Source organism: Leptospira tipperaryensis, from assembly GCF_001729245.1.
GTDB lineage: Bacteria > Spirochaetota > Leptospiria > Leptospirales > Leptospiraceae > Leptospira > Leptospira tipperaryensis.
In genome coordinates this window covers 2,555,331-2,578,474 of sequence record NZ_CP015217.1, presented here as the reverse complement: position 1 = coordinate 2,578,474, position 23,144 = coordinate 2,555,331, and the positions used below count along the sequence as shown (strand labels likewise).

The following is a 23,144-nucleotide window of genomic DNA, read 5'->3' as shown; positions in this document are numbered from 1 at the left end:
TATAAAGCCTCTAGTCTTTTTTTCCAAAGGTTTTCACTGCGGATTTTGGATACAAATTCTTAAAACGAGCAACGGATCTTTCGAGAAAGATTTAAAAAATCCGTTCCGGGACTAAAAATTTTTGTAGAGATTTTTACCGCTCCTTAAACCTTAATTTGGAATGAGTTCTTTACACCTTTGGAAAGGCCTTCCGTTTTTAATCGATTACTCCGGTTTCAAAACTCCGAAGGAAGCGCGCATAACGGAAATTTCTCTGAGTATTCCGAATTCTCTTTCTCTGCGAACGAAAATTCTGGAAAAGGAAAACAATCCTTCCGCTCCGATCATCTATCTTCAACACGGAATGAGCGCCCGGGGCATCGACGATCCGAGAATTCTCGCGCTCGGAACAAACCTCGCCAATCGCGGCTTTCGGGTTTATCTTCCGGAACTCCCCGAAGTAAAATCTCTGATCATGACCGCAGAAACCGTCTCTAACATACGATCCGCATTCTTACAAATCCACGCGTTAGAAAAACGTCCCATATCGTATCTTTCCGCGAGTTTTTCCGCGGGAATGGGCTTTGTCGCATTAGCAAACTCGGAATGTCAGAAAATTCTTTCTTCGATACTTTTGGTCGGCTCTTACGCAAACTTCGGACAAACCTTTCCTTATATTCTTAAGAATTACGAAAAGGAAAGTTACGCGGTCAACGTGATGATGTTCAATTACGTTCATCTCATCCGTTCGAACGCCGAACTCTTGAAAGAATATTTTTTTGAATCCGCCTTGGACAACGGGCTTTCGAGAGAGGAAGGTTTGAAAAAAGGTCCTCGGATTTTTCAGGCTCTCAACGCAGACGACCGAAAGTTTGTAAGAGACTTTCTGGAGAATCCCGAGTTTCGAATCAACGCCGCCAAACAATTGAGATCGAGGGTTCCCGAATCTTTTATAGAAGAAACTTCTCCCGCCTTTTTTGCCAATCGTTGTATCAAACCCTGTTTTTTGCTTCACGGAGACAACGATCCGGTCATATCCACCCAGGAATCAAAGGATCTTCAAAATCTAATTTGGAAGAATCAAACGGTTCCCGCAGTCTTTCTCGAAACCAGCCTTTTGACCCATGGCGATCATTTACCGTTTTACTCGCGTTTGACGGAGATTCTTCCTATGGCTGAATTCTGGGGAAGTTATCTTTTTTCCGCATTTAACCAAATTTAGGCGTGGATTGTTCGATCCGACTACGTCTCATAGCCGGCAAAATCGATTTTAATTCTAATTTTCGTATGTGAATACTTGCTCGCAATGTCGCGGAAAGGTGATATGATTTTTGGAAGAAATCGGAGTCCGAATTGTTACTTGATATGAGATCTTCTTTTTATTTATGATTTCATCCTAATATAAGTAAAAAAAAGTTTCAATTCAAGGGAACTTTATATACTACATTTAAGTTCCTTCTCTTTAAGTCGAAATTAGAGAGAGAGAAGAAGTTTGGTCTCTTTGATCAAAGATCGAAATTTATGAATGCGAACGACGAACCAATGAATACACCCACGCCTGAATCTCAAATTTCACCCATTTCGGTGGAGTCGGCAATCAGCATTGCGATTTCTCCCGATCAACTTTCCGCGATCCTTACAGTAAGACCTTACAATCTCAAAGGTGAAACCGTATCCAAGGATAAACTCTGGAGTGTCATCATGGAGTGGGGGATCCATAGAGAAAGAATGTTAACCGACGAAATTCGAAGGATTCTTACTCTATTGGATGAAGCGGGTAAGAAGAATGATTTTACTCCGATCAAAGTGGAAGTCGCTAAAGGTGTCGCTCCCACTCCGGGAGAGAACGGTTGGGTTCGTTTTTATCATCCGATGGCAAAACGTGTTAAACTCCTCGAAGACGGAAGGGCGGATTTTAGAAACATCGATCGATACATCAACGTCAAGATCGGTGAAAAACTCGCGACTAAGTTTGAAGGAACTCCCGGAACACCGGGCTTCGACGTCTTTGGAAATATCATTCCTCCTCCTGCGATCAAAAGACCCAAGCTCGTAGTTGGGAATAATATAGAAGAACGAAATGTTACGGAAGAAGGTAAAGAACTTCAAGAATATCACGCGACGACCAACGGAGTTATCTTTGTCACGGAATCTTCCATCAATGTTTCTCCCGAATTGCAGATCGCCGGGAACGTCGGACTTTCTACGGGAAACATTCAATTCGACGGGAACGTAATTGTTCGAGGAGATATCGAACCGGGCTCCGTTGTGGAATGTTCCGGATCCTTGGTCATCTACGGAAACTTAGAAAGTAATACTGTGAAAGTCGGTCAAGATCTGATTGTTCACGGCGGGATCAAAGGAGGAAGCGAGGACATCATCCAAGTTATAGGAAGGGTCCAGGCTAAGTTCATTGAAAACGCACGCTTGGAAACGGAAGGAGATATCATCATCGAAGGGGCGATTCTCAACTCGACGATCGATACTCTGGGTTCTATCATCCTAAACGGTTCGAACGGAAACCTTGTGTCCAGTAAGGTCAGAACGAACGAGGGAATTTCTTTGAGTTCCCTAGGTTCGAATGCGGAATTGGACGTGAACATCGAACTCGGTTTCCATTTTAAAAACGATCGTTCCTTTCAAGATATCACCCGTAAGATTCAACTCGGTGAGAAGGAGATGGAAAAGATACTTCCGAAAATCCAACAGATCAAACACCTAGTTCAACGTTCGAGAGGGAATCTTCCCGAAGACAAAAAAGCGGCTTTTAAATCCGTCTTCGAAGACTATAATAAGAAATTAAAAATTTTGAATATGCTCAAGTTCAAACAGGATACGCTGAAGGGAGCCCGTTTTAATCCGGGTTCGGTTCGTCTGGCGGTCCAGAAAGGAGCTCATCCCGGTGCGGTGATCCATTATAGAAGGCAGATCGAAAAAATCACAAAGTTTCAATCCGCGTTTATGATGGTTTTTGAACCCGGTCAGGACAAGGCAATGATGGTCTCTCTTCAGAAATAATCGCGCTCAGATTCTTTTTCAAAAATTCATTTCTAAAAAAGTCAAATACCGGATTCGTTCAAGCGAGTTTCGGTATTTTAGGTTACGATTCCTTTTATGAACCGTAAAAAAACTTTCTTCCTTTCGATCCCGATTCTTTTTGGAATCGTACTGTGGAATACTCTCGTCTTTCCCGAAGATCATTTTAAAAAACAAATTCAAGAACCGATCGATTTTCCGAATAATATGGAAATCGAAAAGGTCAAGGATTCTCAGGATCTCGCGGCAAAAGGGATTCAAACTTTGAATTCAAACGTTCCGGCTCAGGACGAGATCTTATTACAAGAAGAACTGAACCGCGCCTTTGTAGCTTCGATCGACGGTTTTATTTGGATCGTGGATCTAAAAACGAATCAGGCTGAACCTTTTGTAAAAACCCCTTTGCTGCCGGGCGGAATGGTCGCGAATCCGAAAAATCCGGATCTGATTTATTTTTGTGCGTCTCGCGGAAATAAAAACGATTCAACCGATCCGGACGGTCCCGGGATCTATGAATTAAGAATTTCTAATAAACAAATTCGAAAGATCGGAACCCGAGTTCCTAAAATTCCGAACTCGGATGAGAAGAATGTAAAAAGTCTTCTTGGAAAATTCTATACGTCCGAAAAACAACCGTCTTTGCGTTTTGATAAAATGACGAACGAGAACAGCAGGGCCGTTGAAAAGTCAGACGATCTCGCTATCAGTAACGACGGAGAAAGAATTTACTTTACCGAACCTTACGATCACGTGGGTGCCATCTTAGGAGTGAGCGTACAATCACGGAGCGAGGCTCTCACCTTGGGCAAAAACGGAAATCTTTGGAAATTTGATTTAAAAGAAAATACCGCGAGTCTGGTCGCTCACAACTATTCGTATCTGGATGGAATTTTACTCGAATATTCGCCCGATCGTACAAAAGAATCTTCGATCCTTGTAAACGAACTTTCCAAGTTCCGATTGATTCGTTTGCACTTGTTAGGCGAAAGGTCCGGTGAAGATGAAATCGTAATCGAAGGTCTGCCCGGTTTTCCCGACGGAATGGATCGGGATCCTCAAGGAAGAATCTGGATCGCCTTAGCCGTGGAAAGATCCAAATTGATCACGTGGTTACACAATCATCCATTTTGGAAAAAGATCGTGTTATATATTCCCGAAAATCTTCAGCCCGTATCTCGAAAGACCGGATTGCTCGTCTTATCAAAAGACGGAACAAAACCTCTGTATTACGTTATGCATAACGGTTCTCTATTTTCTACGCTCATCGTCGTGGTTCCCGGCAAAAAAAGAATTTTTCTTTCGGTTTATGAAAAGAATTACAAAGGATTGAATGTGATTCCTTATCCGATCTAAAAAAAGAAATACAAGGTTAGAAGAATTCCGATTTTTCTCTTGATAAAGTAAAATTCCGTTGAAAGATCATTTTCCGGAATGTGCAAAGAATCGATTTTAATAACCGACATTCAATCTCGAAGCGTCGCTTCGGATTCTAAGATAAGAAACGAATCCTTTCTTTCGAAATTCAAAGTAAGGATCCGGTACTCGAAGTAATTGGACTCTTTTCATAAGGACATTCTTTATCTTTGGAATAGCAGGGTGATGTATGCGACGAACGCGATGCAGACTGACTTTCACGTCCACTACGCGGCGACCTTGGCGATCACCTTGGAAAAAAATATCACGATCGAAACCGAACTCGGAAAGGAAGAATATCGCGTAGCCTTGGTAGGACCGAACACGTATCATAGAACGATTTCCCCCGGAGTGGAAATGATCGCGTTACTCATCGATCCGGAAACGTATGAATACGGATCCATTTCCGATTTTGTAAAAACGGGAGAAGTCAAACGATTGGAAATCGCTGCGTTTCTTCCCTTGATGGAAAGATTGCAATATCTATATAACGGAAATCTAAACAACGAAGAAGCCTGGGATTTACATCTGGATCTTCTCCAGTGTGTGTTCCCTTTTAGAAGACTGGAAAAAAACATAGATGACCGAATCCGAAGGATCGCGTATAAAATTCGAACCGAACTTCCCGATAGCATTCGTATGAAAGAGATTGGAAAAGACTTTTCCATCTCCGAAGACCGACTGATTCGTCTTTTTAAAGAAAATCTGGGGATTCCTCTTAGAAGATATTTGCTCTGGGTTCGGATCTTGAGCACGGTAAAACTTTTAAAAGAAGGAAAAAATTTAACCGAAGCGGCACACGCGGCCGGCTTTTCAGATTCGGCGCATTTCACTCGAACGTTTAAGGAGAATTTCGGATTTGTTCCCTCTCTCTTTTTCGGTCATTTGAAATCGATCGAAGTCAGATTCTGCGAGTCGGATTGATTGTTGAATCGAAAAAAAATCACGGATACCGGAATCATTCAATCCAAACCTTTTCAAATCTGTTAGTCTTTTCTCCATCGAACCTAGGGAAGAAATTATGCCAGTACAAACAGAAAAGGGATTCTTATCCAAACTTTCCTCCAAAATTTCCAGATACAATTCCGAGTCGATTAAAACTCCGAACGAGGAAGAGAAGGCGGGTTTTTTAAAAGCTCAAAGGTTGGCGTATCAATGTGTGACCGAAACTGAAAAAGAAATGCGGGAAGGATGGACCGAGCTTCAAACCGCAAAACGGATGGAAGAATTTTTAAGAGACCACGGAGTTAAGGCCTTTCTTCACCGGCCCTTTGCTTGGTTCGGAGAACACGCGAGGTTTGACGGTTACAAACGTTTCACCCAGTTTCATCCTGGAAAGAAGCGACTAACGTCTCATGAATCTTTTATTCTGGACGTTTCGCCGGTAGTCAACGGTTACATCGGAGATATAGGTTATTCTTCTTCCTTGGTCCCAAATCAGGAATTGGATTTGGGAATGGAATATCTTCTCAAACTTCGAAAAGAAATTCCCGAATACTTTTCATCGTCTATGAGTGCGTCGGAAATTTGGTGGAAGATCGATCGGGACGCAAAAGAGAACGGCTTTGATAACGTACATTCTTTATATCCGTTTGCGGTTTTAGGGCATCGAGTCTATAAAGTGCATCTTCCCAATTTTTCATTTCCCCTGTTGCCGGTCAGTTTTGCGAGTTGGTTTAGTCTGCAAGGGTCATACGAATTCCTGACGCACAAAGTCCTACCGGAACTCCTAACTCCGGACCACGAAGGAGATAAAATCGGATTGTGGGCGATCGAGCCGCATCTCGGCAGAGGAAAAACCGGTTTTAAATTCGAAGAGATTCTCGTGGTCGAAAAAGACAGGGCCTATTGGCTGGACGAAGAAGTTCCTCACGTAAAAAGAGAAAGGAAATTACAGAATTCAATATGAAAGTAAATCATACTATTTTAATATTCTTAATCGTTTTTGTATCTATCGGTTGTAATCCCGGAAAAATAAAAATTGGAGGGGCGGTTTTCCTGGGAGAAGTTTCTCCAAAAATCTTAGAAGTCGAGGCAAAGAAGGACCCTTTTTTGGACGGATTGAAAGTCGAGACGAACGATCTTCCCGGTCACGACGATCTGATCTTTGATTCCGTAAAAAAGGTCGGATACGCGTCCGGAATGGACGGCTGGATTTGGAAACTAGATACAAACACGGGAAAGGCGTCACAATGGATTCGTCCTCCGGTCAATCCTGCGGGGATGCAATACACAAACGAAAAAAAGGACAAGATTCTTGTATGTGCTTCCCGATTGGGCGGAGAATCGTATGACAAAAAAGACCGAGTCGGTTTGTATGAGATCGATATCGCGACAAAAAATCTCAAACCTTTGGTCGTCGATCTCCCAAAAACAGAAAGAGAAATATTCGAAAAAGTTTATACTCTTTCCGAAAGGCGGACCATTCTTTTAAAGGACTTAAATCCGTCGAACTCAAGACCGTTCTCTCTTTGCAATGATCTTGCGATATCTAAGGACGGAAATCGTATCTATATCAGCGAACCCTTTGAACGGGACGACGCGGGCATGGGAAGCGGAGCGGTTCCGGAAGCGATCGGACTCTACCCCCACGGAAAACTCTGGATGTATGACCGGAAACAAGAGTCCATCACACTCGTGTTAGGCGGATTTACGTTTGTGGACGGAATCCTATTGGAAGAAGGAGAAACAAAAGAAGACGAGTCCGTCGTTTTTACCGAAACCACCAAGTTTAGAATCTTACGCGCTTTTTTATCGGGAAGAAACGAAGGAAAATCGGAAGTCCTTTTTGAAAATTTACCCGGTTTAGCTGATGGATTGGAAAGAGACGAGAAGGGAAGAATCTGGGTGGGAATTATTAAACGAAGATCGGGACTGATCAACTTCGTTCATAAAAACCCTTGGATCAAATCTTTTCTTTTGTCTCTTCCTCAGGGAATTTTACCCATCTCCAAAAAAACGGGAATCCTTGTCTTGGACTCGAAGGCAAAACGAGCTTTGTATTATTCGATGCACGACGGTTCTAAGATCGCGGATATTTCGGTCGCAGTTCCCTTTGAAGGTCGGGTTTATTTTCCTACCTTCGACAAAACGTCGAGGGGATTGTATTCTCTTTCGATGGAAGAATTCAAATTAGAAGAATGAAGTTTTATTTTTTAAAAGACGAGTATTCTTTTAAAGATTGTTTTAGAAAGAATCAAAAACTTTAAAAAGCGGGAGCGATTCTTAAGAGCCGAAAACTTTTTTTAGATTTTCTTCCGTAACCGGAGAGATAATTCCTCTTTCGGTGATGATCCCCGTGATCAAAGAAGCGGGTGTCACGTCGAAAGAAGGATTGAGGGCCGGCATTCCTTTGGGAGCGATGACACCCTCGCTCAAAAAAGGTTTTCCATCCGCGTCTTTTAAAAATCCAAAGGAAGTTACTTCTTCTTCCTTTCTCATCTCGATCGGAATATGAGTTCCATCTGGGATTCTAAAATCCATACTCTTTTCCGTCGCGGCTACGTAAAAAGGAACTCCGTGATGTTTGGCGACGATCGCCAAAGGATAAGTTCCGATCTTATTCGCGGTGTCTCCGTTCGATGCGATTCGATCGGCGCCGACTACGACCGCGTCGATCTTACGAGACGCCATGACCCAGCCGGCCATACTATCCGTGATCAGATACGCAGGAATTCCTTCTTCTTTGAGTTCCCAGGCCGTAAGTCTTGCGCCTTGGAGATAAGGTCTGGTTTCATCTGCATATACTGTGAGAGAATGTCCCGCGTCTCGGAGAGATCGTATAACACCTAACGCGGTTCCATGACCCGCCGTTGCAAGAGCTCCGGTATTACAATGAGTGATGATGTTTAAGGAAGAAGGATTTTTTGGAAAGAGACTCAGCGCATTTTTAGAAAGAGCGAGATTGTTATTCAAATCTTCTTCGAGCATAAAGAGCGCGAACTTTTCCGCGCCTCTTTGTAGATCTTCCAACTGAAAAGAGGAATATTCAGTTTCCGGAAAGCGGGATAAAAATTCTTCGATCGCGAGTCTGAGATTTACTGCCGTCGGTCTTGATTCTAAGAGATCTCCGAGTTTTTTTTTCAATTCGGAAAGAGTAGGTTTGGAAGAAAGTCCGTTGAGATAGAGGGCGATTCCAAAAGCCCCCGTAATTGCAATGGCCGGAGCTCCTCGGACTACCATTTCTCGGATTGCAAAAATACAATCTTCCATCGTTTTCGCGATCAAAAACGATGTCGTGCCGGGAAGAACTCTTTGATCCAAAAGGGTGAGTTCTCGGTTTTTCCAAAGAATTGGTTTTAATCCTGATTCTTGCATTTTTTTGTTGCCGGCTATAAAGGATGGGGGCTTTTTTTTCGATTTAAAGAGAGTGATTGAAAATCATTCTCTTTCTCCCGGAGAATGGGGAAACCCGGGGTGATTTTTTGCCCCGGCTTTGCCTGCTTGACTCTCTGACCACAGTTCGTATTCTATCCTATATGGCAAAAAGAAAATACCGAAACGGAATCTCGCTTTTCGGTTATTCCATTTTTCATCCGATCAATCTGTTCCTCTTAGCAAACGTACTCATATACATTCTTCAACTTTTTGCGGGTGGAACTGGAATTCTTGAATACTATTTCGCACTGACTCCCGCCCGTTTTTTTCACGGTGAATATTGGCAGATCTTCACTTACGGATTTTTACACGACGTTCATGGAACTCCTTTCGTTCATCTTTTTTTAAATATGTATGTTTTGGTGATGTTTGGCGGTTTGATCTGCAAATACATTCCCGCTTGGAAATTCTCTGTCATTTATACGGTTTCGATTTTGGTCGGCGGTATTACGGTTGCGTTGGCTCCGGTTCTTCTCCAGGTTTTAGGAATTCCGTATCCGATGGATCTTTTTCAAACGATGACCTTGGGAGCGAGCGGTGGAATCACGGGGCTTCTTGTTCTTTTTGGAATTTTATTTCCTGAGACCGAAGTCTTTCTGATCTTCTTTCGAATGAAAGCCCGTTATGCGCCTTGGATCATCGTCGGAGTGGGTTACACAGCGGACCTCATTTCCATGTATTATTTTCATTCTCCATTTTTTATCAGCAACTCTTGTCACTTAGGCGGAGCGATCGGTGCGACTCTGGTCGCGCCTTGGATCTTAAAAGGAAATCTTTTGGACGCTGGAAAAATCTTTCCAAAACAAACTCAGAGAGAATCCGCTCCGTCGTCCGTTCCAACGGCACGTTCGATGACCGAGGATTTGGATACTCAGAGTCGAAAGAATCGTGATTTGTTAGGCGAACTGGCAAAGATCAATTCCTTTTCCGAGAAGGAAACATTTCTGACTCCTTTGCAACAAACGAACGTGAATTTGTGTCCTCCGCCGACTTTTCAACCGGAAGATCCTTTTTGTCTTCGTTGCGAGTGGCTACCAAACTGCGCGCTGAGAAGGAATCAAATGGAGCAGAATTCAGGGAATTAATTGTTTCCAATTCTTTCAAACTTGTTGTTCCCTCCGAAAACCTTCGTTTTTTATAATAAAAAACGTCTCATGAACTGTTAGTAATGGACGGGATACGTGTATCTTCCGATAAGAATAATAGATTCTTTCCTAAAAACGGAATCCGACCTTTGGTTTTATCGAAGGTTTAGATCTGATTTTGGGTCGGCATAATTAAGCAAGAGATAGGTTTTGATCGTGACTAAGCATAAGAAGAGCGCTTTATTTGATATTTTAAAACGTGAAAAACTTGAGAAGTTGATTAAGGGAAATCAAAACTCCGCTTCCAAGGTCGCCGGTTCGAAAGAAAATCAGAAATCTTCAGGCTCGGAAAATTTCGATGATAAGACTGCTCCAATAGAAAAAAAAGAAGGGCAGGGAATGAAGATTTATAAGGCAATGGACGAAATCAAATTGGATATTCGTTATTATTTTTTGGAAGACGAATACAGAGATAAAGTAGCCGGAATCTATAATAAGAGCGAAGGTCATCTCGACCGTCTCGGAATCGACCCGAGAAAGTATCTGGAATACGCGAGAGAAAGTTTTGATCGTTTCAAACAACTCAATAAAAAAATGCCTCTCGAACCCATGAATAAAAAATCCTGGGATTACGTTGAAAAAAGTTTAAACGAACTGATCGCTAAACTTTTGGAAAAGTTCCTTAAATAATCAGTAAAGAATTCCATCCCGCTTCTCTTTTTCCAAACCTCATCCAAGAAATAAAAAGCCGCAATCACTTGCGGCTTTTTGAATATCGGTTTTTGTAAAATCCGATTAGCTAAAGAATCTTTTGGAAGCTTCTTCCGAAACCGGAATTCCGGTCAATTTTGCTTTTTGAAGAATTTCCCAGAAGTATCTGTAAGTCGCGCGGTCATGAAGATCGCCCGCATACTGAATCGGTCCCCATTCTGCATTTTGAGCTTGGATGAGAATTTCAGACGCAGTTTGCACTTCGCTGTAATCCGGAGCCATCGCGTCGAGGATCGCTTGGATCTGAGTTGGGTAGATGGACCACATTCTTAAAAAGCCGAAATCGTCGTGGGCGCGTTTTGCGTCCTTGTAAGTTTGATACTGATTTTTCAAATCCAGGGTTACGTTGTGAGCTGGAATTACTCCGTTTGCAAGAGCGGCTGCCACTAAGTTAGCCTTTCCTCTTCTTAAGAGTTCGTGGTCGAACTGACCAGGGCTTTTCATACAGGAAGCCGGAATCGCTCCGTGGTGTCCCGAGATAAAGTCCATCAAACCGAAGTCAAGAACTTGCAACCAAGGAAGGGCCGCGATCTTTTCGATTTCTTGAAGGGCTCCGTTGGTTTCGATTAGAACGTGAATCGGAATTTCTCTTTTGATTCCCGCTTTCTGAACCGCTTTTTGAATATAAGAGATCATCTCTTCCACTTGGGCCGCGCGAGTCGGTTTTGGAATTGTGATGTATGCGATTTTTGCGCCAGCGCCCGGAACGATGATGTCTACGTCTTGTTTCCAGTATGCGTTTGTATAATCGTGAATTCTCACGCCGCTCATGTTGTGTTTGTTGAGCTCGCTGTTCTGAAGACGAACGATCAATTCTGCGTGTTCTTTTTCTTTCCCGGTTTGAGCTCCGTCTTCGCAGTCCATTGTAATGTCGAAGAGACCGCCGAGTTTGTTCTGGAGTTCAAGGGCTTTTGTAATTAGCTTTTCGGAACCGGCGAAGTGTTCGCAGGCAGGAATGATAGGGAAAGGCTTTTCTCCTTCGAAGAGCGCCTCTCTTGGATGAGTCAATTTAGACATAGAGATACCTTTAATTCTTATTCGAGCCCGCAAGTGAGGGTGAAAAGGCTCTAAATACAGGTTTCGGAAGCACAGGCCTCTGGTAAACCGATTTTCGGAAAGGTTACGCTTCGAGAAGTTTTAGAATGACTGCTTTTTGAGCGTCCAGACGATTTTCTGCCTGCTGAAAGATGATGGATCTTGGACTCAAGACGACGTCTCTTGTAATCTCATAACCTGCGTGGATCGGCATATCGTGCATGACCTTTGCGTTTGTTTTTTCCATAAGAGAAGAATTGATCTGATACGGCATCATGAGTTCCATTCTTTCTTTTTTCTTATCGGCGTAAGAAGGATCGTTGAAGAATTCCATGTCGAGCCAGGTATCCGTGTAGATATAATCCGCGTCTTTCACTGCCTTCTCGAGATTCTTTTCCCAAGCGAGGGTTCCTTTTGACTTGGCCCTTTCCACGGTGCCTTCGTGGATGTTTTCTTTTTCCGCGATCGGAGTCGCGAGGGTAAGATGAATTCCCAAGGCCGCCGTGATCCCGATGAGGGAGTTGACTACGTTGTTGTGAACTCCGATGTAAGTGAGTTTTACTTGGTTTAAGGGACGATCCGGTTTGTCCAAGGCGATCGTCATGACATCGGCGAGGGATTGACAAGGATGAAACATATTGTCGCAACCGTTGATGACCGGAACCTGAGATCCGTTTCTCATCGCCAAGAGGTCTTCGTGTTTTTTGAGACGAGCCATGATGACGGAGACGTTTCTAGAAAGATATCTCGCTTCCAGATCGATGTCGGAAAGTTGAAAGTTAGACGCCATCCAATCCAGATAGATTCCATGACCTCCCATCTCGGTCATCGCGACCTCAAAGGAAACTCTGGTTCTTGTGGAAGTTTTTTGAAAGAGCATCGCGAGAGTTCTTCCGCTGAGATGACCCGCGTAGTTGACCCGATTCTTTTTTACATGAATTGCAAAGTTGAGCAAATCGACGATTTCAGAATCCGACCAGTCTTCCCAGGAAATCAGATGTTTCACGTTACTTTCAGACATACGAGATATGTACAGAAAACAAAACGGAAGTTGTTTCGTAAATGAAAATAGATGAATGTGGATACGCCGAACTTGCCCGTAGGGAGCGAGGCAGTTTAGGGGGTTGGGATTAAAAAAACGGGGCCAAAAACGCCCCTTTAAGGTTCATGGTTTGTCGGGAACGAATGCAAAAAAGAAAAAAGGAAACTAGGAAGCCAGTTCCAGTGCGATGAGGAGATCCGGATATCTTGTGGTTTGATGAAATTGAATTCCTAAGATAAATCCGTTTTGATCCGGTCTGAGAACCTGTCTTTGTAAACTTCCGTGAAATCGAAACTGAAGGTTTAAGTTGGGGGTAGCGATCTGGCCGCTCAAGGGAGATCCGACGAGGAGGTTCAACTCTTTCTGAGAAGAGATCGTGATTCCGTCTTCTCTGATTTTTAAGATATCGAAAGATTCTTCGAGTCCGTCGATATGAAGTTTCAATCCTTTGAGAACTCTGGATGGAGTGAGGGGAATCCCTTCCATAAAACACCTTTGTCTTTGTAAGATAAAAAAGAATGTAGTCGATTCCTGTTACAATCGATTTACCCGATCAATACGAACGTGAGAAAAAAAGAAAAGTCGGCATTGGAAATTCTTTGAAAGAATCGAGGGAGTTGAAATCAGAAAGGTGCTTCTAAGAATGGAAAAGCGCTGTTGGAGAATTTTGTCGGAGTTCCGACAAAATCTTTGAGGTTCGAAATTTGGTTGCAGAACTTGCTTTTTTGTGATAGAGGAAAGTCTCCCGATTTTTTCCCGCCACCTCTCCTCCTCCACCCCACGCGGGTGGGGCCCGCGTCTTTCACGGAGGAGCGTCGGAACTACGACAATGTGCCACTCTTAGAATACAAGCTCTGATTCTTTCAAACCTTCTATCCAATAAAAGTTCGCTTGTTTCGAATCGGAGTTTAGTTGCTGACACTCCGATTTGAAAGAAAAATCTGGAATTGGGTAGGGCAAATTCTATGAGCGAGACGATAGCGCAGAAACAAAATCAAAGCATAGAAGAAGAAACCCGGCGAAGAAGAACCTTCGCGATCATCGCTCACCCGGATGCAGGGAAAACAACCCTCACTGAAAAACTTCTCCTCTACGGAGGCGCGATCCAACTCGCCGGAGCCGTAAAGGCAAGAAAGAATCGGAAGGCCGCTACTTCCGACTGGATGGAGATGGAAAAAGAGAAAGGAATCTCCATCACATCCGCCGCACTTCAATTTGAATACAGCGGACACGTTCTCAATCTCTTAGATACTCCCGGTCACGAAGACTTCTCCGAAGATACCTACCGAACTCTCATCGCAGCGGATACTGCAGTGATGGTACTCGACGCCGGAAAGGGGGTCGAACCTCAGACGATCAAACTCTTCAAGGTTTGTAGAGACAGAGGAATTCCGATCGTAACCTTTATCAACAAGATGGACAGACCTACAAAGAATCTCTTTGTACTCTTGGATGAGATCGAAAAGGTTCTCGGAATTGCAGCGGTTCCGATGGTATGGCCGATCGGAACTGGAGTTGATTTCAGCGGAGTCTATTCTCGAAAAGATAAATCCATTCTTACCTATGACAAAACTCCCGGAGGAAGTCAAAAATCTTCCTTCCAAACATCCGGAATCAACGACCCCGAGTTGGATTCTCGATTTGAGGATTGGGTCATCAAAGCGTTCCGAGAAGAATTAGAACTCGTAGAAGGCGGCATCTCCGAGTTTAACAAAGAAGACTTTTTAGAATCCAAGATCACACCCGTATTCTTCGGTTCGGCGGTGAACAACTTTGGAATTCAATTGTTCTTGGATGAATTTATAAAAATCGCACCACCTCCGATGTTTTTTCCGCTAAAAGACGGATCCAAACTCGATCCGATTCATACTCCTTTTAGCGGATTTATCTTTAAGGTCCAAGCGAACATGAATCGTCAACATCGGGATCGAATCGCATTCTTAAGAGTTACGTCCGGAAAATTTGAAAGAGGACTCAACGTCCTTCACGGAAGATTAGGAAAATCTGTTAAACTCTCTTCTTCTTTTGCGTTTTTTGGACAGGATCGAAACACGGTCGACGAAGCGTATCCCGGAGATATCATCGGGCTTGTAAATCCCGGAACCTATGCGATCGGAGATATCGTCGCGACTTCCAAGGTTCCGGATCTGAAAGGACTTCCGGTGTTTGCTCCGGAACTCTTTGCAACGATTTCGTCTTCCGATACCGCGAGTATGAAGAGTTTTCGAAAAGGAATCGATCAGCTCGCGGAAGAGGGAATTCTGCATCTCTTTTCTTCGCAGACCGTCGGTGGAGGATTGCCGATCATCGGAGCGATGGGGCAACTCCAGTTCGAAGTTTTTAAGAGAAGACTTATGGACGAATACAACGCACCGTCCACGATCACGATTCTTCCGTATGCGATCTCTTGTTGGATTGCGCAGGAAGATCTTTCGAAAGTTCCTTCTTCGGCGAATCTTGTCTCCGATCGGGGCGGTCGCGCCGCGCTTCTCTTTGATACGGAATGGGACAAAGGATACTTTCAAAAGAAGAATCCGGAAATAACTCTTTTGGATTACCCGCCGGTCTCTTAAAGAATTCCAACTTTTCTCCTTCAACCAAAGTTGACTTTGGAAGCCTAAGCCCTTAGAAGAATTCTCTGAAAAGAGGGGCTTTTCCAGTTTAAGCCCACATTCTTGTCAATAAGTCAGACTTTACTTTGTGACAAACGACTTTCACCGCTATCGAAATCATACCCCCTTGGGGAGAATCGAATTCGATTCTTAAAAAAAAGGGAATTTAGAAAGTAAGAATCTGAATTTTTTCTGAGTCATACAATACGTATTTGCACCAGATGTCTTTGAGGCGAAGAGGTCTTTGACCACTTCGCCTATTTTTTTTTAAACCCATTTGTTCAAACGGGAAGCCCTTTTTTTAAAAGGTTTTTGCGGAATCGTCAAACGGATTCTTTAAAAGTTTTCATCCTCTTCCCAAAGACCCAATAAAAAGGAACCAAAATCCTTTTATGAGAAAGATTTTTAAGTTCAATTCTTAGCACTTTTTTCGAAAGAGATTTCGAATCTGAATCATCGAATGCGGATTTAACCAAGGAACCTTTTTTCTTGTTTCAAAGATCAAGTGATAATCGTTTGCATAGACGGAGTGGGTGAGTTCTGATTTTTTTTGGAGCGTTGTAACCGGAATGATTTTCATAGATTCTCCTGACTTTGTTGGAACTCCAGCGAATCTTTGATTCATCGGGAAATTCAATCTTCCTATAAATCGAAGCGGAGATTTTTTTAGAAAATTATACGTTTCGGCGAAATCTGAAATGAAGGTGAAAAGAATGTTTTGAATGAAATGGAAACAATTTTGTATTTTAGAATATTCTAAAATACTCATTTTTTTTTTTGAAGTAAGTCGATTTTTTTAAGAAAATGTGGGAACTCTTACTTTCGAAGCGACTTCTAAAAGGGATTTATTTTTTCCGACGAACAATCTCTTCCTGAAAAATAACTTGAAATCGGACTTGAAGTCCGTATCCGAGATAATACGAAAAAAAACTCCGTCTCTTTTTAAGAATTCTAAAATGAAAAAAGCTTCAAACGAAGACTTGAAGATGGTTTTCAGAGGAAAGTTTCGATTCTTGGAATCGAAACAATCTAAGAAGAAAATAAAAAAGCCGGCTTTTTTAAGACCGGCTTTTTTAAGACCGGCTTTTTTAACGGTAAATTCTAAGTTAGAATCGTTTAAGCAAGATTGTCCGCGACCAATTCCGCGATGTCTTTTACTTTTACTTCTTCCACTTTTCCTTCGTGTTTCACACCGTCGGTGATCATGGTCACGCAGAAAGGACAAGCCGTGGCGATCGTAGTCGCACCGGTATCCAGAAGTTGTTTTGTTCTCTTGATATTGACTCGATCGTTGTTTTGTTCTTCCATCCACATCTGAGCTCCACCGGCTCCACAACAGAGACCTTTCGAGTGGTGATCGGAAGGTTCGGCGAGTTTTCCACCGGCAACTTTTTTAACAACGTCTCTTGGGTTCTCGTAGTTATCGTTGTAACGACCGATGTAGCACGAATCGTGATAGGTGTATTTTCCGGAAGAAGCGTCTTCCGCCGTTTTTACATCCAGCTTTTTCTCTTTTACGAGATCGTTGATAAACTCGGAATGGTGAACCACTTCGAAGTTTCCTCCGAACTGAGGATATTCATTCTTAATCGTGTTGTAGCAGTGTGGACAAGCGGTCACAACTTTTTTGACGTTGTATCCGTTCATCGTATCCACGTTTGTCTGTGCAAGAGTTTGGTAGAGATATTCGTTACCACCTCTTCTTGCAGAATCTCCGGAACAGTTTTCTTCGGTTCCTAAGATTCCAAACTTCACGTCCGCTTTCTGGAGAATTTTTACGAAAGATTTAGCGATGCTCTTGTTCCTTTCATCAAAGGCTCCGGCGCAACCGACCCAGTAGAGAACGTCTACGTTGGAATCTTCCGCCATGGTTTTTACACCCAGTCCGTCCGCCCAATCCGCTCTCGTGTGAGCTCCTACACCCCAAGGGTTGGAGTTGTTTTCCATGTTCACAAATGCGTTTTGAAGTTCTACTGGGAATTTGGATTCTGCAAGAACCAAGTGTCTTCTCATTTCCAGGATCGCGTTGACTTGGTTGTTTCCAACGGGACAAGCTTCGACACAAGCGTAACAAGTAGTACAACCCCAAAGGGCTTCTTCCGAAAGACCTTCGTAGTTGTTGATCACCGCCGTATCCAGTGCTGCAACTTTTTCAGCGGCAACAGCGGCGTCGGATTCTTCCAGACGAATCTTTGCAACTTCCGGCATTTTTTCAAGAAGTGCGTGTTTGAGTTCTACGATGATTGCTTTTGGGTTTAGAACTTTTCCGGTTCTGTTTGCCGGGCACTGAACTTGACAACGTCCGCACTCGATACAGGACATCCCATCGAGAAGGTTCGGCCAAGGAAAGTCTTCCACACGATTTACTCCCCAGACCACATTCTCATCTTCTAAATTGATTTTAGAAAGAGCTCCTTTTGGAGTATCGGATTGAAGGAAATAGTTGAAAGGTGCGAAGATCAAGTGAGCGTGTTTGGAAGTCGGCACGTAGAGCATAAAGGCGAATACGGAAAGAATGTGGACCCACCAAGTGATTTGAACTACCAGGTCGGCGGTGGAATATTCCACACCGATGGATTTCCAAACGGCTCCGATTCCCGCGGCGATAAAAGAAGCGTTTTCAGTCGGGCTGTCGTAAACCGCACCCACCGCTTTTGCGCCTTCACCCAAAAGGGTGGAAATCATAAGAATGGAGATCATGGAAATTACGACTGCAGACGCGGGAGAATGAACATCCAGTCCTTTTGCTTTTTGAATCCATCTTCTCCAAGCAAAGAATCCAAGACCGATCAAGACAAAAATCGAAACTACTTGAACGATGGATTCATACAAATGTCCGATTGATTCTCCAAAAAGAAAACCGACGAGGGAGAACTTGTAAGGATCATCCATTCCATAACCGATCAAACCAGAGATCATCTGGCTCGTGGTATGGATCGTATAAATTACAAAGCCGTAAAAGATAAACGCGTGCATGATTCCGCGAAGAGGTTCTTTGAAGTTCTTCTTCTGGAGAATCACGTTCTGGATAAAACTGTTGATTCTAAATCCCCAGTTTGGGTTTTCCAGAAAGTTCTCGGTCCCCGCAGCTTTTCTTGCGTTGAAGATCAGTTTAAGGCGATAAAGAATCGCACGGATAAAAACTACATTCGCGATGACGAATAGGATCGTGAAGATCACGTGAAAGGCGATTTGAGAAATTGCCATATTGATGAGTTACCCTTTCTTTTGGATTGGTGATTTGATTTACAGCGTAGGAATCCAGAACCTCCCTGTCGAGGAATTTTCAAATCGAGGATCTAAAGTAGAACGATCGTTCTTGAGATTGAAACTCAATGGTTTTTTAGAAGGATGAGAACTTGTGAGAGTTCCTACTGGATTGGAAGAGGATCGCGAATTGTGGGAACTCTCACGTTTTTGCGGAGTAGATCTTGACTTTGCCGTAAAACATCGGTGTGGGAACTCTTACGTTTTTTACGAAGCCGATCTTGACTTCGGGGTGAAACATCCGGTGTGGGAACTCTCACGTTTTCCCGAAGCAGATCTTGACTTTATAGTGAAACATCCGGTGTGGGAACTCTTACGTTTTCCCGAAGCAGATCTTGACTTTATAGTGAAACATCCGGTGTGGGAACTCTTACGTTTTTGCGAAGCAGATCCTGCGTTCAATTGAGACAAAGTCTCTTTTAGATAAAGAGTCTTGACAGAGTCCATTCTTCCTTTAAAAAAGAAGATGCAAAATAAGGAATCAGTCCAAAGATTGAAGGGCGTACCAATTTCGAAATACGCCTGGAACACAGGAGCACAAGTGGCCTCAATTTTTTCATCTCATCCAACCGATTTGATTTTAGAAAAAGCCTTGGACGGAGTTCGCATTTCTCCGGAAGAAGCTCTCTCTCTTTATAAGGAAGCCGATCACCTTAAGATCATGGCGACTGCCAGAACCCTCAGAGAAAAAATTTTTCCTCACACTCAGGCGAGTTATACGATGTTTCGCGTCGTGAACTACACAAACTTCTGCAACGTGGAATGCAGTTTTTGTTCTTTTATGGATGAGATCGGAAGCGGAAAAGGTTACGTCTTAAGCACCGAAGAAATTTTGGAAAAGATGGATTACGCAGTGAGCGAAGGGGCCGACCAGATGTTTCTCCAAGGTGGAGTTTATCCGGATCTTCCTTTTGATTATTATCTGAACGTCATCTCTTCCGTAAAAAAGAAATATCCGGACATGCATATCCGAGCTTTTTCTCCGGTGGAAATCATCAACTTAGAAACGATCACCGGACTTCCTCTCAAAGAAGTATTGCAGATTCTAAAACAAGCGGGCTTGGATTCGGTTCCCGGAGCGGGAGCGGAGATTCTTACGGATAGAATGCGCAATATCATTTCTCCTAAAAAAGCGACTACGGAAGAATGGGTTCGCGCGATGGAAACCTGTCACGAGGCGGGGCTTCCGGGAAGCGCGAACATCGTCTTCGGTTCCGAAGAAACAAAAGAAGAAGTGATCGAACATTTGAGCGTTGTGCGAAACCTCCAGGACCGAACCGGAGGATTCTTATCCTTTATTCCTTGGACGTTTCAGCCGCAGACAAAACGTTTTAAGGTCCGCGCGGTTTCCACGCAAGAATATCTAAAGGTCCTTGGGATTTGTAGAATTTTCTTAGACAACATTCCTCATATTGAAACCTCCGTGATGGTTCTTGGAAAGGGAGTCGGACAACTTGCTTTGACGAGCGGCGCCGATGACATTTCTTCCGTGGTGATCGAAGAAAATGTACTTCGTTCTTACGGACTCAAGACAGAAAAAGAAGCGATTAAGTTTTTGAAAGAGGGCGGGTTTGTTCCAAAACGAAGAGATCTTCTCTACAACTACGATCGTTACGGAAATGAATTGGCTCAGAGTCTTTAGAAAATTCTTTTTGAATCGATCGTCTTTTTATCTTCTCGAAAAAAGAGGGAAATTTTTATCCGAGGACTGTTCTTCTAAAGGAAAGCGAGATCCGAAAATTTTCGTTTCGTCCTTTGAGATGGATCTCGCCGAATTCTACTTGAGAACGGACTTGAAATCCGGATCAACCTATATTTACAAAAAATAGATTTGTCGGAACAAAGGATGACTCTTCCCCAAGGCTTTCGAGATAAGAATTAAAAAAGGGAAGAATCCGTTTTTAGAAAGAAAAAGGTCTTATAAAGAGAACGTCCTTCCAAATAAAAAGACGATTAGGAGAAAGAGATGAAGATTTTCAATAGCATTCTGGTGTTTACCTTGGCTTTTACTTCCTGTGCTCACGAAGTAAAGGAAAGACTTCACATGGACACAGGCGTTACCGTAAAAACGCTCGGCCCTCATAAATACGAACTCGTCTCAATCGGTCAGGCCTCTTCTTCTTCGGTGGAAGAAAACGATAAATTCAAAATGCAGAATACTTCTTGTACGGCGGCGAAGACGATCGCAACTCGCAAGCTGGAAGAACTGGAACCGGATCAAAAGAACAGACAGTTTTTTTTGGAACTCAAGAATACGAAATATTTAGAAGAGGGAGTTTACTGCGAAATCACGTATCACTACGAACTTCCAACTCCTAAGAAGTAAAGGCTCTCGGATTTTCTTTCGGAAAATAGCGAACGGGTTCTATAAACGAAACTCGATTTCTTCCCTTCTTTTTGGATTCGTAGAGAGCGGAATCGATCGAGTGATAGATATCGTCAAAACTGAATTCTTCTTCCGGGCCGAAAATACAAGCTCCGATCGAGACCGTGATTTTAACCGGATCCCCCGATTTGGTGCGATACGAAAGTTCTTTTTCGGAAACTTCCAGTCTTAGTTTTTCACAGAGTTGAGAAAGGTCTTCTCCCTTAATCGCGTCGAGTAAAATACAAAATTCGTCCCCTCCGATCCGAGAACAGATATCGGTGGCTCTCACTCTCTGTTTCATCACTTCCGAGATCGTTCGTAACGCCTGATCGCCCGCCAAATGTCCATAAGAATCGTTGATGTCTTTTAGATAATCCATATCCAAGATGATCATCGCAAGAGAGAATCGATAACGTTGCGCTCTCTTTAAAAAGAGTTCGAACTGTTCGATCAGATATCTTCTGTTGTAAAGACGAGTGAGTTCGTCCACCTTCGAGATCTTTTCGATCTGAATGTTTTTGTCTCGGAGTTTACTCACCGCCTTCTGCAATTTTTTCTTGGCTCGATGATCCATCACTCTCCAGAAATTGATCAGAAGATTTCCGATCACTCCTGTCGTAAGATAAATCAAGATGATCGCAAAGTCATGCTGAAGGGGCATCGCAAAACCAGTGATTGTCGTACAAACTACGAGAGAAAAATAGAAGAGGGAGTTGAAAAAGATCACCGTGGTTCCCGTAAACCAGAGAAGTATGTTTCCGCTCACGACCAACGCGGTAAAAAAATGAAAGTAAAGTCCCATTCTTTCCGAATCCAAAAAGACAAAGGGAAGAACGGAGAATACGATCGTCCCTGAAGAAAGAATGCTGAACCTCTCGATTCTTCTCCGAAAAAAATGTTTCCATTTTATAAGTAAGAATGCAAAAACCCCTGATAAGAAAACGACCGTAAATCGAGAGTAGATGAGAAGACGGTTTTCTTCTCCAAAAGGATTGGCTCCGTCTGGAACCAAAGCGGAAAGAATGCTGATTCCAATACAGAGAAAGAAATAAATGACGGTCGCTCTTCGGATATCCGGTTGATAGATTTTCAGATAATCATCCGGGAATGGATTGAAAAAAACTCTCCGAGTGAGGAGTTTTATTTTTTGATTATTTCCGAAACTATATCTCATTTATTTTTAACGACGAAACCGGATTTGCTTCCCCATTTTAAAAATGGCTCCGTTTAAACAATCATGATTTGTTCGATATCCCTGGCATAGGAATTCGACCGAATTTGGAAAAAAATAACAGTGTCGAATTTTAAAAAACTACGATCTTTCGGGGATTTTTTGTCAGAACGGAGGGGAGTGGCATTCCTTCTCCGCCGAGAGAACGCACCGATTTTCCGTTGATTCGGAGCTGAACTCCGGAAATCGGAAGATTCTCCATAAGACTGTAGGTGAGTTGGTCGATTCGGTCCTTGAGAATTTCAGGACCGGCGCTTCTTTCCAAATCGCTGCTCAGAGAAACCTGAAGAATTCCGTCTTCGATTCTGTAGTCCGGATCGTAGCTGAGATTGGAAGGGATCGAATTGAGAATTCCTTTTTCTTTTTCGGCGCTGACCGGACCCGCTATGAGCGAGTTTAAGATGAGCTTCACTCGATCTCCACCCTTGGAAAGTCGTAGAACCTTTACAAGTCTGGAATGACTTTTGCTCCCCTTTCCATAGAACTTGAGAAAGTAGAGGGCCAGTTCTCCCTTTTCCGTGGGAAGAGCGGTCGTGGATTCTTTTTTTTGTGTTTCTGAAATCTGAGGATCTAAAACGGGAACAAGGTTTTCTTCGTTTAGATCTTCCTCGATCGAGTTTGAATTTTCGGAAGACGAGGTTTGAACGTCTCCGTTTTGCATGAGTTCTCCGAGAATTTCATCCTCGGCCTGATCCATCATTTCTTTGTGATTGAGATTTCCTCGATTGGAATTTTGAGTTTCCGGATTCATCTTTCCGATGTTTCGAAAACCCTGAAATCCCGTTCCTGAAAGAGAAAATCCCGAGCCGGTACTTTTATCCAAAAGCACTAACGTAAAGATAATCCCTGTTAGAATGAAGATGAGATTTTTTCTTTTTTCCGAATCCGGCACTCTAACATTTTCGGAAAGAATTCGGATTCTATGGAG

Annotated in this window: 19 protein-coding genes; 11 read left to right on the top strand and 8 right to left on the bottom strand. The window is 43.1% G+C overall.

Features of this window, described 5'->3' with window-relative positions; genetic code table 11:
* Nucleotides 1–160 precede the first annotated feature (160 nt).
* The 6 genes from A0128_RS12135 (at nucleotide 161) to A0128_RS12110 (ending at nucleotide 7,572) form a co-directional block, all read left to right on the top strand.
* Nucleotides 161–1,201, top strand: coding sequence for an alpha/beta hydrolase (locus A0128_RS12135; RefSeq protein ID WP_069607756.1), 1,041 nt, complete (start codon nucleotides 161–163; stop codon nucleotides 1,199–1,201).
* Nucleotides 1,202–1,500: 299 nt separating this feature from the next.
* Nucleotides 1,501–2,997: a flagellar assembly protein A gene (locus A0128_RS12130; RefSeq protein WP_069607755.1), complete on the top strand. Its 1,497-nt coding sequence runs from the start codon at nucleotides 1,501–1,503 to the stop codon at nucleotides 2,995–2,997.
* A 96-nt stretch (nucleotides 2,998–3,093) separates the two neighbouring features.
* The gene (locus A0128_RS12125; protein WP_069607754.1) at nucleotides 3,094–4,368 is read left to right on the top strand and encodes an SMP-30/gluconolactonase/LRE family protein; all 1,275 of its coding nucleotides are present in this window, start codon (nucleotides 3,094–3,096) and stop codon (nucleotides 4,366–4,368) included.
* A gap of 246 nt (nucleotides 4,369–4,614) precedes the next feature.
* Nucleotides 4,615–5,352 carry a helix-turn-helix transcriptional regulator gene (locus A0128_RS12120; protein ID WP_069607753.1) on the top strand — a complete coding sequence of 246 codons (738 nt, stop codon included), beginning with the start codon at nucleotides 4,615–4,617 and terminating at the stop codon, nucleotides 5,350–5,352.
* A gap of 97 nt (nucleotides 5,353–5,449) precedes the next feature.
* On the top strand, nucleotides 5,450–6,337 hold the full coding sequence (locus A0128_RS12115) for a M24 family metallopeptidase (RefSeq protein ID WP_069607752.1): 888 nt from the start codon (nucleotides 5,450–5,452) through the stop codon (nucleotides 6,335–6,337).
* A complete protein-coding gene (locus A0128_RS12110) occupies nucleotides 6,334–7,572 on the top strand; it encodes an SMP-30/gluconolactonase/LRE family protein (protein WP_069607751.1) in 1,239 nt (412 codons plus the stop codon). Before A0128_RS12115 ends, A0128_RS12110 begins: the two co-directional genes overlap by 4 nt.
* Nucleotides 7,573–7,653: 81 nt before the next feature.
* Here the strand turns inward: A0128_RS12110 and mtnA are convergent, their stop codons facing one another.
* The gene (gene mtnA / locus A0128_RS12105; protein ID WP_069607750.1) at nucleotides 7,654–8,745 is read right to left on the bottom strand and encodes an S-methyl-5-thioribose-1-phosphate isomerase; all 1,092 of its coding nucleotides are present in this window, start codon (nucleotides 8,743–8,745) and stop codon (nucleotides 7,654–7,656) included.
* Nucleotides 8,746–8,906: 161 nt separating this feature from the next.
* Between mtnA and A0128_RS12100 the strand changes: the two genes are divergently transcribed.
* Both A0128_RS12100 and A0128_RS12095 read left to right on the top strand, forming a co-directional pair.
* Nucleotides 8,907–9,890 (top strand): rhomboid family intramembrane serine protease, encoded by a 984-nt coding sequence (locus tag A0128_RS12100; RefSeq protein WP_245667149.1) that lies wholly within the window; start codon nucleotides 8,907–8,909, stop codon nucleotides 9,888–9,890.
* 210 nt (nucleotides 9,891–10,100) lie between these two features.
* Entirely contained in the window at nucleotides 10,101–10,580 is a 480-nt protein-coding gene (locus A0128_RS12095) for an LIC11177 family protein (protein ID WP_427854306.1), read from the top strand.
* A 105-nt stretch (nucleotides 10,581–10,685) separates the two neighbouring features.
* Here A0128_RS12095 and A0128_RS12090 read toward each other — a convergent pair whose 3' ends face one another.
* The 3 genes from A0128_RS12090 to A0128_RS12080 form a co-directional block, all read right to left on the bottom strand.
* Nucleotides 10,686–11,678, bottom strand: a complete 993-nt coding sequence (locus A0128_RS12090) for an HpcH/HpaI aldolase/citrate lyase family protein (protein ID WP_069607749.1) — start codon at nucleotides 11,676–11,678, stop codon at nucleotides 10,686–10,688.
* A 103-nt stretch (nucleotides 11,679–11,781) separates the two neighbouring features.
* A complete protein-coding gene (locus A0128_RS12085) occupies nucleotides 11,782–12,717 on the bottom strand; it encodes an ornithine carbamoyltransferase (protein WP_069607748.1) in 936 nt (311 codons plus the stop codon).
* Between the two features lie 186 nt (nucleotides 12,718–12,903).
* Nucleotides 12,904–13,224: a hypothetical protein gene (locus A0128_RS12080; RefSeq protein WP_069607747.1), complete on the bottom strand. Its 321-nt coding sequence runs from the start codon at nucleotides 13,222–13,224 to the stop codon at nucleotides 12,904–12,906.
* 479 nt (nucleotides 13,225–13,703) lie between these two features.
* Here A0128_RS12080 and A0128_RS12075 point away from each other — a divergent pair, with 479 nt between their 5' ends.
* Entirely contained in the window at nucleotides 13,704–15,311 is a 1,608-nt protein-coding gene (locus A0128_RS12075) for a peptide chain release factor 3 (RefSeq protein WP_069607746.1), read from the top strand.
* Between the two features lie 457 nt (nucleotides 15,312–15,768).
* Here the strand turns inward: A0128_RS12075 and A0128_RS22120 are convergent, their stop codons facing one another.
* Complete coding sequence (locus A0128_RS22120; protein WP_156781830.1) at nucleotides 15,769–15,930, bottom strand: hypothetical protein; 162 nt, start codon at nucleotides 15,928–15,930, stop codon at nucleotides 15,769–15,771.
* Between the two features lie 536 nt (nucleotides 15,931–16,466).
* The gene (locus A0128_RS12065) at nucleotides 16,467–18,557 is read right to left on the bottom strand and encodes a heterodisulfide reductase-related iron-sulfur binding cluster (RefSeq protein ID WP_069607744.1); all 2,091 of its coding nucleotides are present in this window, start codon (nucleotides 18,555–18,557) and stop codon (nucleotides 16,467–16,469) included.
* 601 nt (nucleotides 18,558–19,158) lie between these two features.
* Here A0128_RS12065 and mqnC point away from each other — a divergent pair.
* Both mqnC and A0128_RS12045 read left to right on the top strand, forming a co-directional pair.
* Complete coding sequence (gene mqnC, locus A0128_RS12055; RefSeq protein WP_069609270.1) at nucleotides 19,159–20,259, top strand: cyclic dehypoxanthinyl futalosine synthase; 1,101 nt, start codon at nucleotides 19,159–19,161, stop codon at nucleotides 20,257–20,259.
* Nucleotides 20,260–20,583: 324 nt separating this feature from the next.
* Nucleotides 20,584–20,943 carry an LIC11299 family lipoprotein gene (locus tag A0128_RS12045; RefSeq protein WP_069607741.1) on the top strand — a complete coding sequence of 120 codons (360 nt, stop codon included), beginning with the start codon at nucleotides 20,584–20,586 and terminating at the stop codon, nucleotides 20,941–20,943.
* Here the strand turns inward: A0128_RS12045 and A0128_RS12040 are convergent.
* Complete coding sequence (locus A0128_RS12040; RefSeq protein WP_069607740.1) at nucleotides 20,933–22,159, bottom strand: GGDEF domain-containing protein; 1,227 nt, start codon at nucleotides 22,157–22,159, stop codon at nucleotides 20,933–20,935. The two genes, A0128_RS12045 and A0128_RS12040, sit on opposite strands and share 11 nt — an antisense overlap.
* A 130-nt stretch (nucleotides 22,160–22,289) precedes the next feature.
* Nucleotides 22,290–23,108, bottom strand: coding sequence for a GerMN domain-containing protein (locus tag A0128_RS12035; RefSeq protein WP_069607739.1), 819 nt, complete (start codon nucleotides 23,106–23,108; stop codon nucleotides 22,290–22,292).
* Between the last annotated feature and the right edge of the window lie 36 nt (nucleotides 23,109–23,144).

What these genes read in the sequence shown, in the direction of transcription:
- A0128_RS12135 (WP_069607756.1), top strand. Translation starts at nt 161, where the DNA reads ATGAGTTCTTTACACCTTTGGAAAGGCCTTCCGTTTTTAATCGATTAC.
- A0128_RS12065 (WP_069607744.1), bottom strand. Translation starts at nt 18,557, where the DNA reads ATGGCAATTTCTCAAATCGCCTTTCACGTGATCTTCACGATCCTATTC.
- A0128_RS22120 (WP_156781830.1), bottom strand. Translation starts at nt 15,930, where the DNA reads ATGAAAATCATTCCGGTTACAACGCTCCAAAAAAAATCAGAACTCACC.
- A0128_RS12085 (WP_069607748.1), bottom strand. Translation starts at nt 12,717, where the DNA reads ATGTCTGAAAGTAACGTGAAACATCTGATTTCCTGGGAAGACTGGTCG.
- A0128_RS12100 (WP_245667149.1), top strand. Translation starts at nt 8,907, where the DNA reads ATGGCAAAAAGAAAATACCGAAACGGAATCTCGCTTTTCGGTTATTCC.
- A0128_RS12115 (WP_069607752.1), top strand. Translation starts at nt 5,450, where the DNA reads ATGCCAGTACAAACAGAAAAGGGATTCTTATCCAAACTTTCCTCCAAA.
- A0128_RS12090 (WP_069607749.1), bottom strand. Translation starts at nt 11,678, where the DNA reads ATGTCTAAATTGACTCATCCAAGAGAGGCGCTCTTCGAAGGAGAAAAG.
- A0128_RS12075 (WP_069607746.1), top strand. Translation starts at nt 13,704, where the DNA reads ATGAGCGAGACGATAGCGCAGAAACAAAATCAAAGCATAGAAGAAGAA.
- A0128_RS12130 (WP_069607755.1), top strand. Translation starts at nt 1,501, where the DNA reads ATGAATGCGAACGACGAACCAATGAATACACCCACGCCTGAATCTCAA.
- mtnA (WP_069607750.1), bottom strand. Translation starts at nt 8,745, where the DNA reads ATGCAAGAATCAGGATTAAAACCAATTCTTTGGAAAAACCGAGAACTC.
- A0128_RS12125 (WP_069607754.1), top strand. Translation starts at nt 3,094, where the DNA reads ATGAACCGTAAAAAAACTTTCTTCCTTTCGATCCCGATTCTTTTTGGA.
- A0128_RS12110 (WP_069607751.1), top strand. Translation starts at nt 6,334, where the DNA reads ATGAAAGTAAATCATACTATTTTAATATTCTTAATCGTTTTTGTATCT.
- A0128_RS12040 (WP_069607740.1), bottom strand. Translation starts at nt 22,159, where the DNA reads ATGAGATATAGTTTCGGAAATAATCAAAAAATAAAACTCCTCACTCGG.
- A0128_RS12120 (WP_069607753.1), top strand. Translation starts at nt 4,615, where the DNA reads ATGTATGCGACGAACGCGATGCAGACTGACTTTCACGTCCACTACGCG.
- A0128_RS12080 (WP_069607747.1), bottom strand. Translation starts at nt 13,224, where the DNA reads ATGGAAGGGATTCCCCTCACTCCATCCAGAGTTCTCAAAGGATTGAAA.
- A0128_RS12045 (WP_069607741.1), top strand. Translation starts at nt 20,584, where the DNA reads ATGAAGATTTTCAATAGCATTCTGGTGTTTACCTTGGCTTTTACTTCC.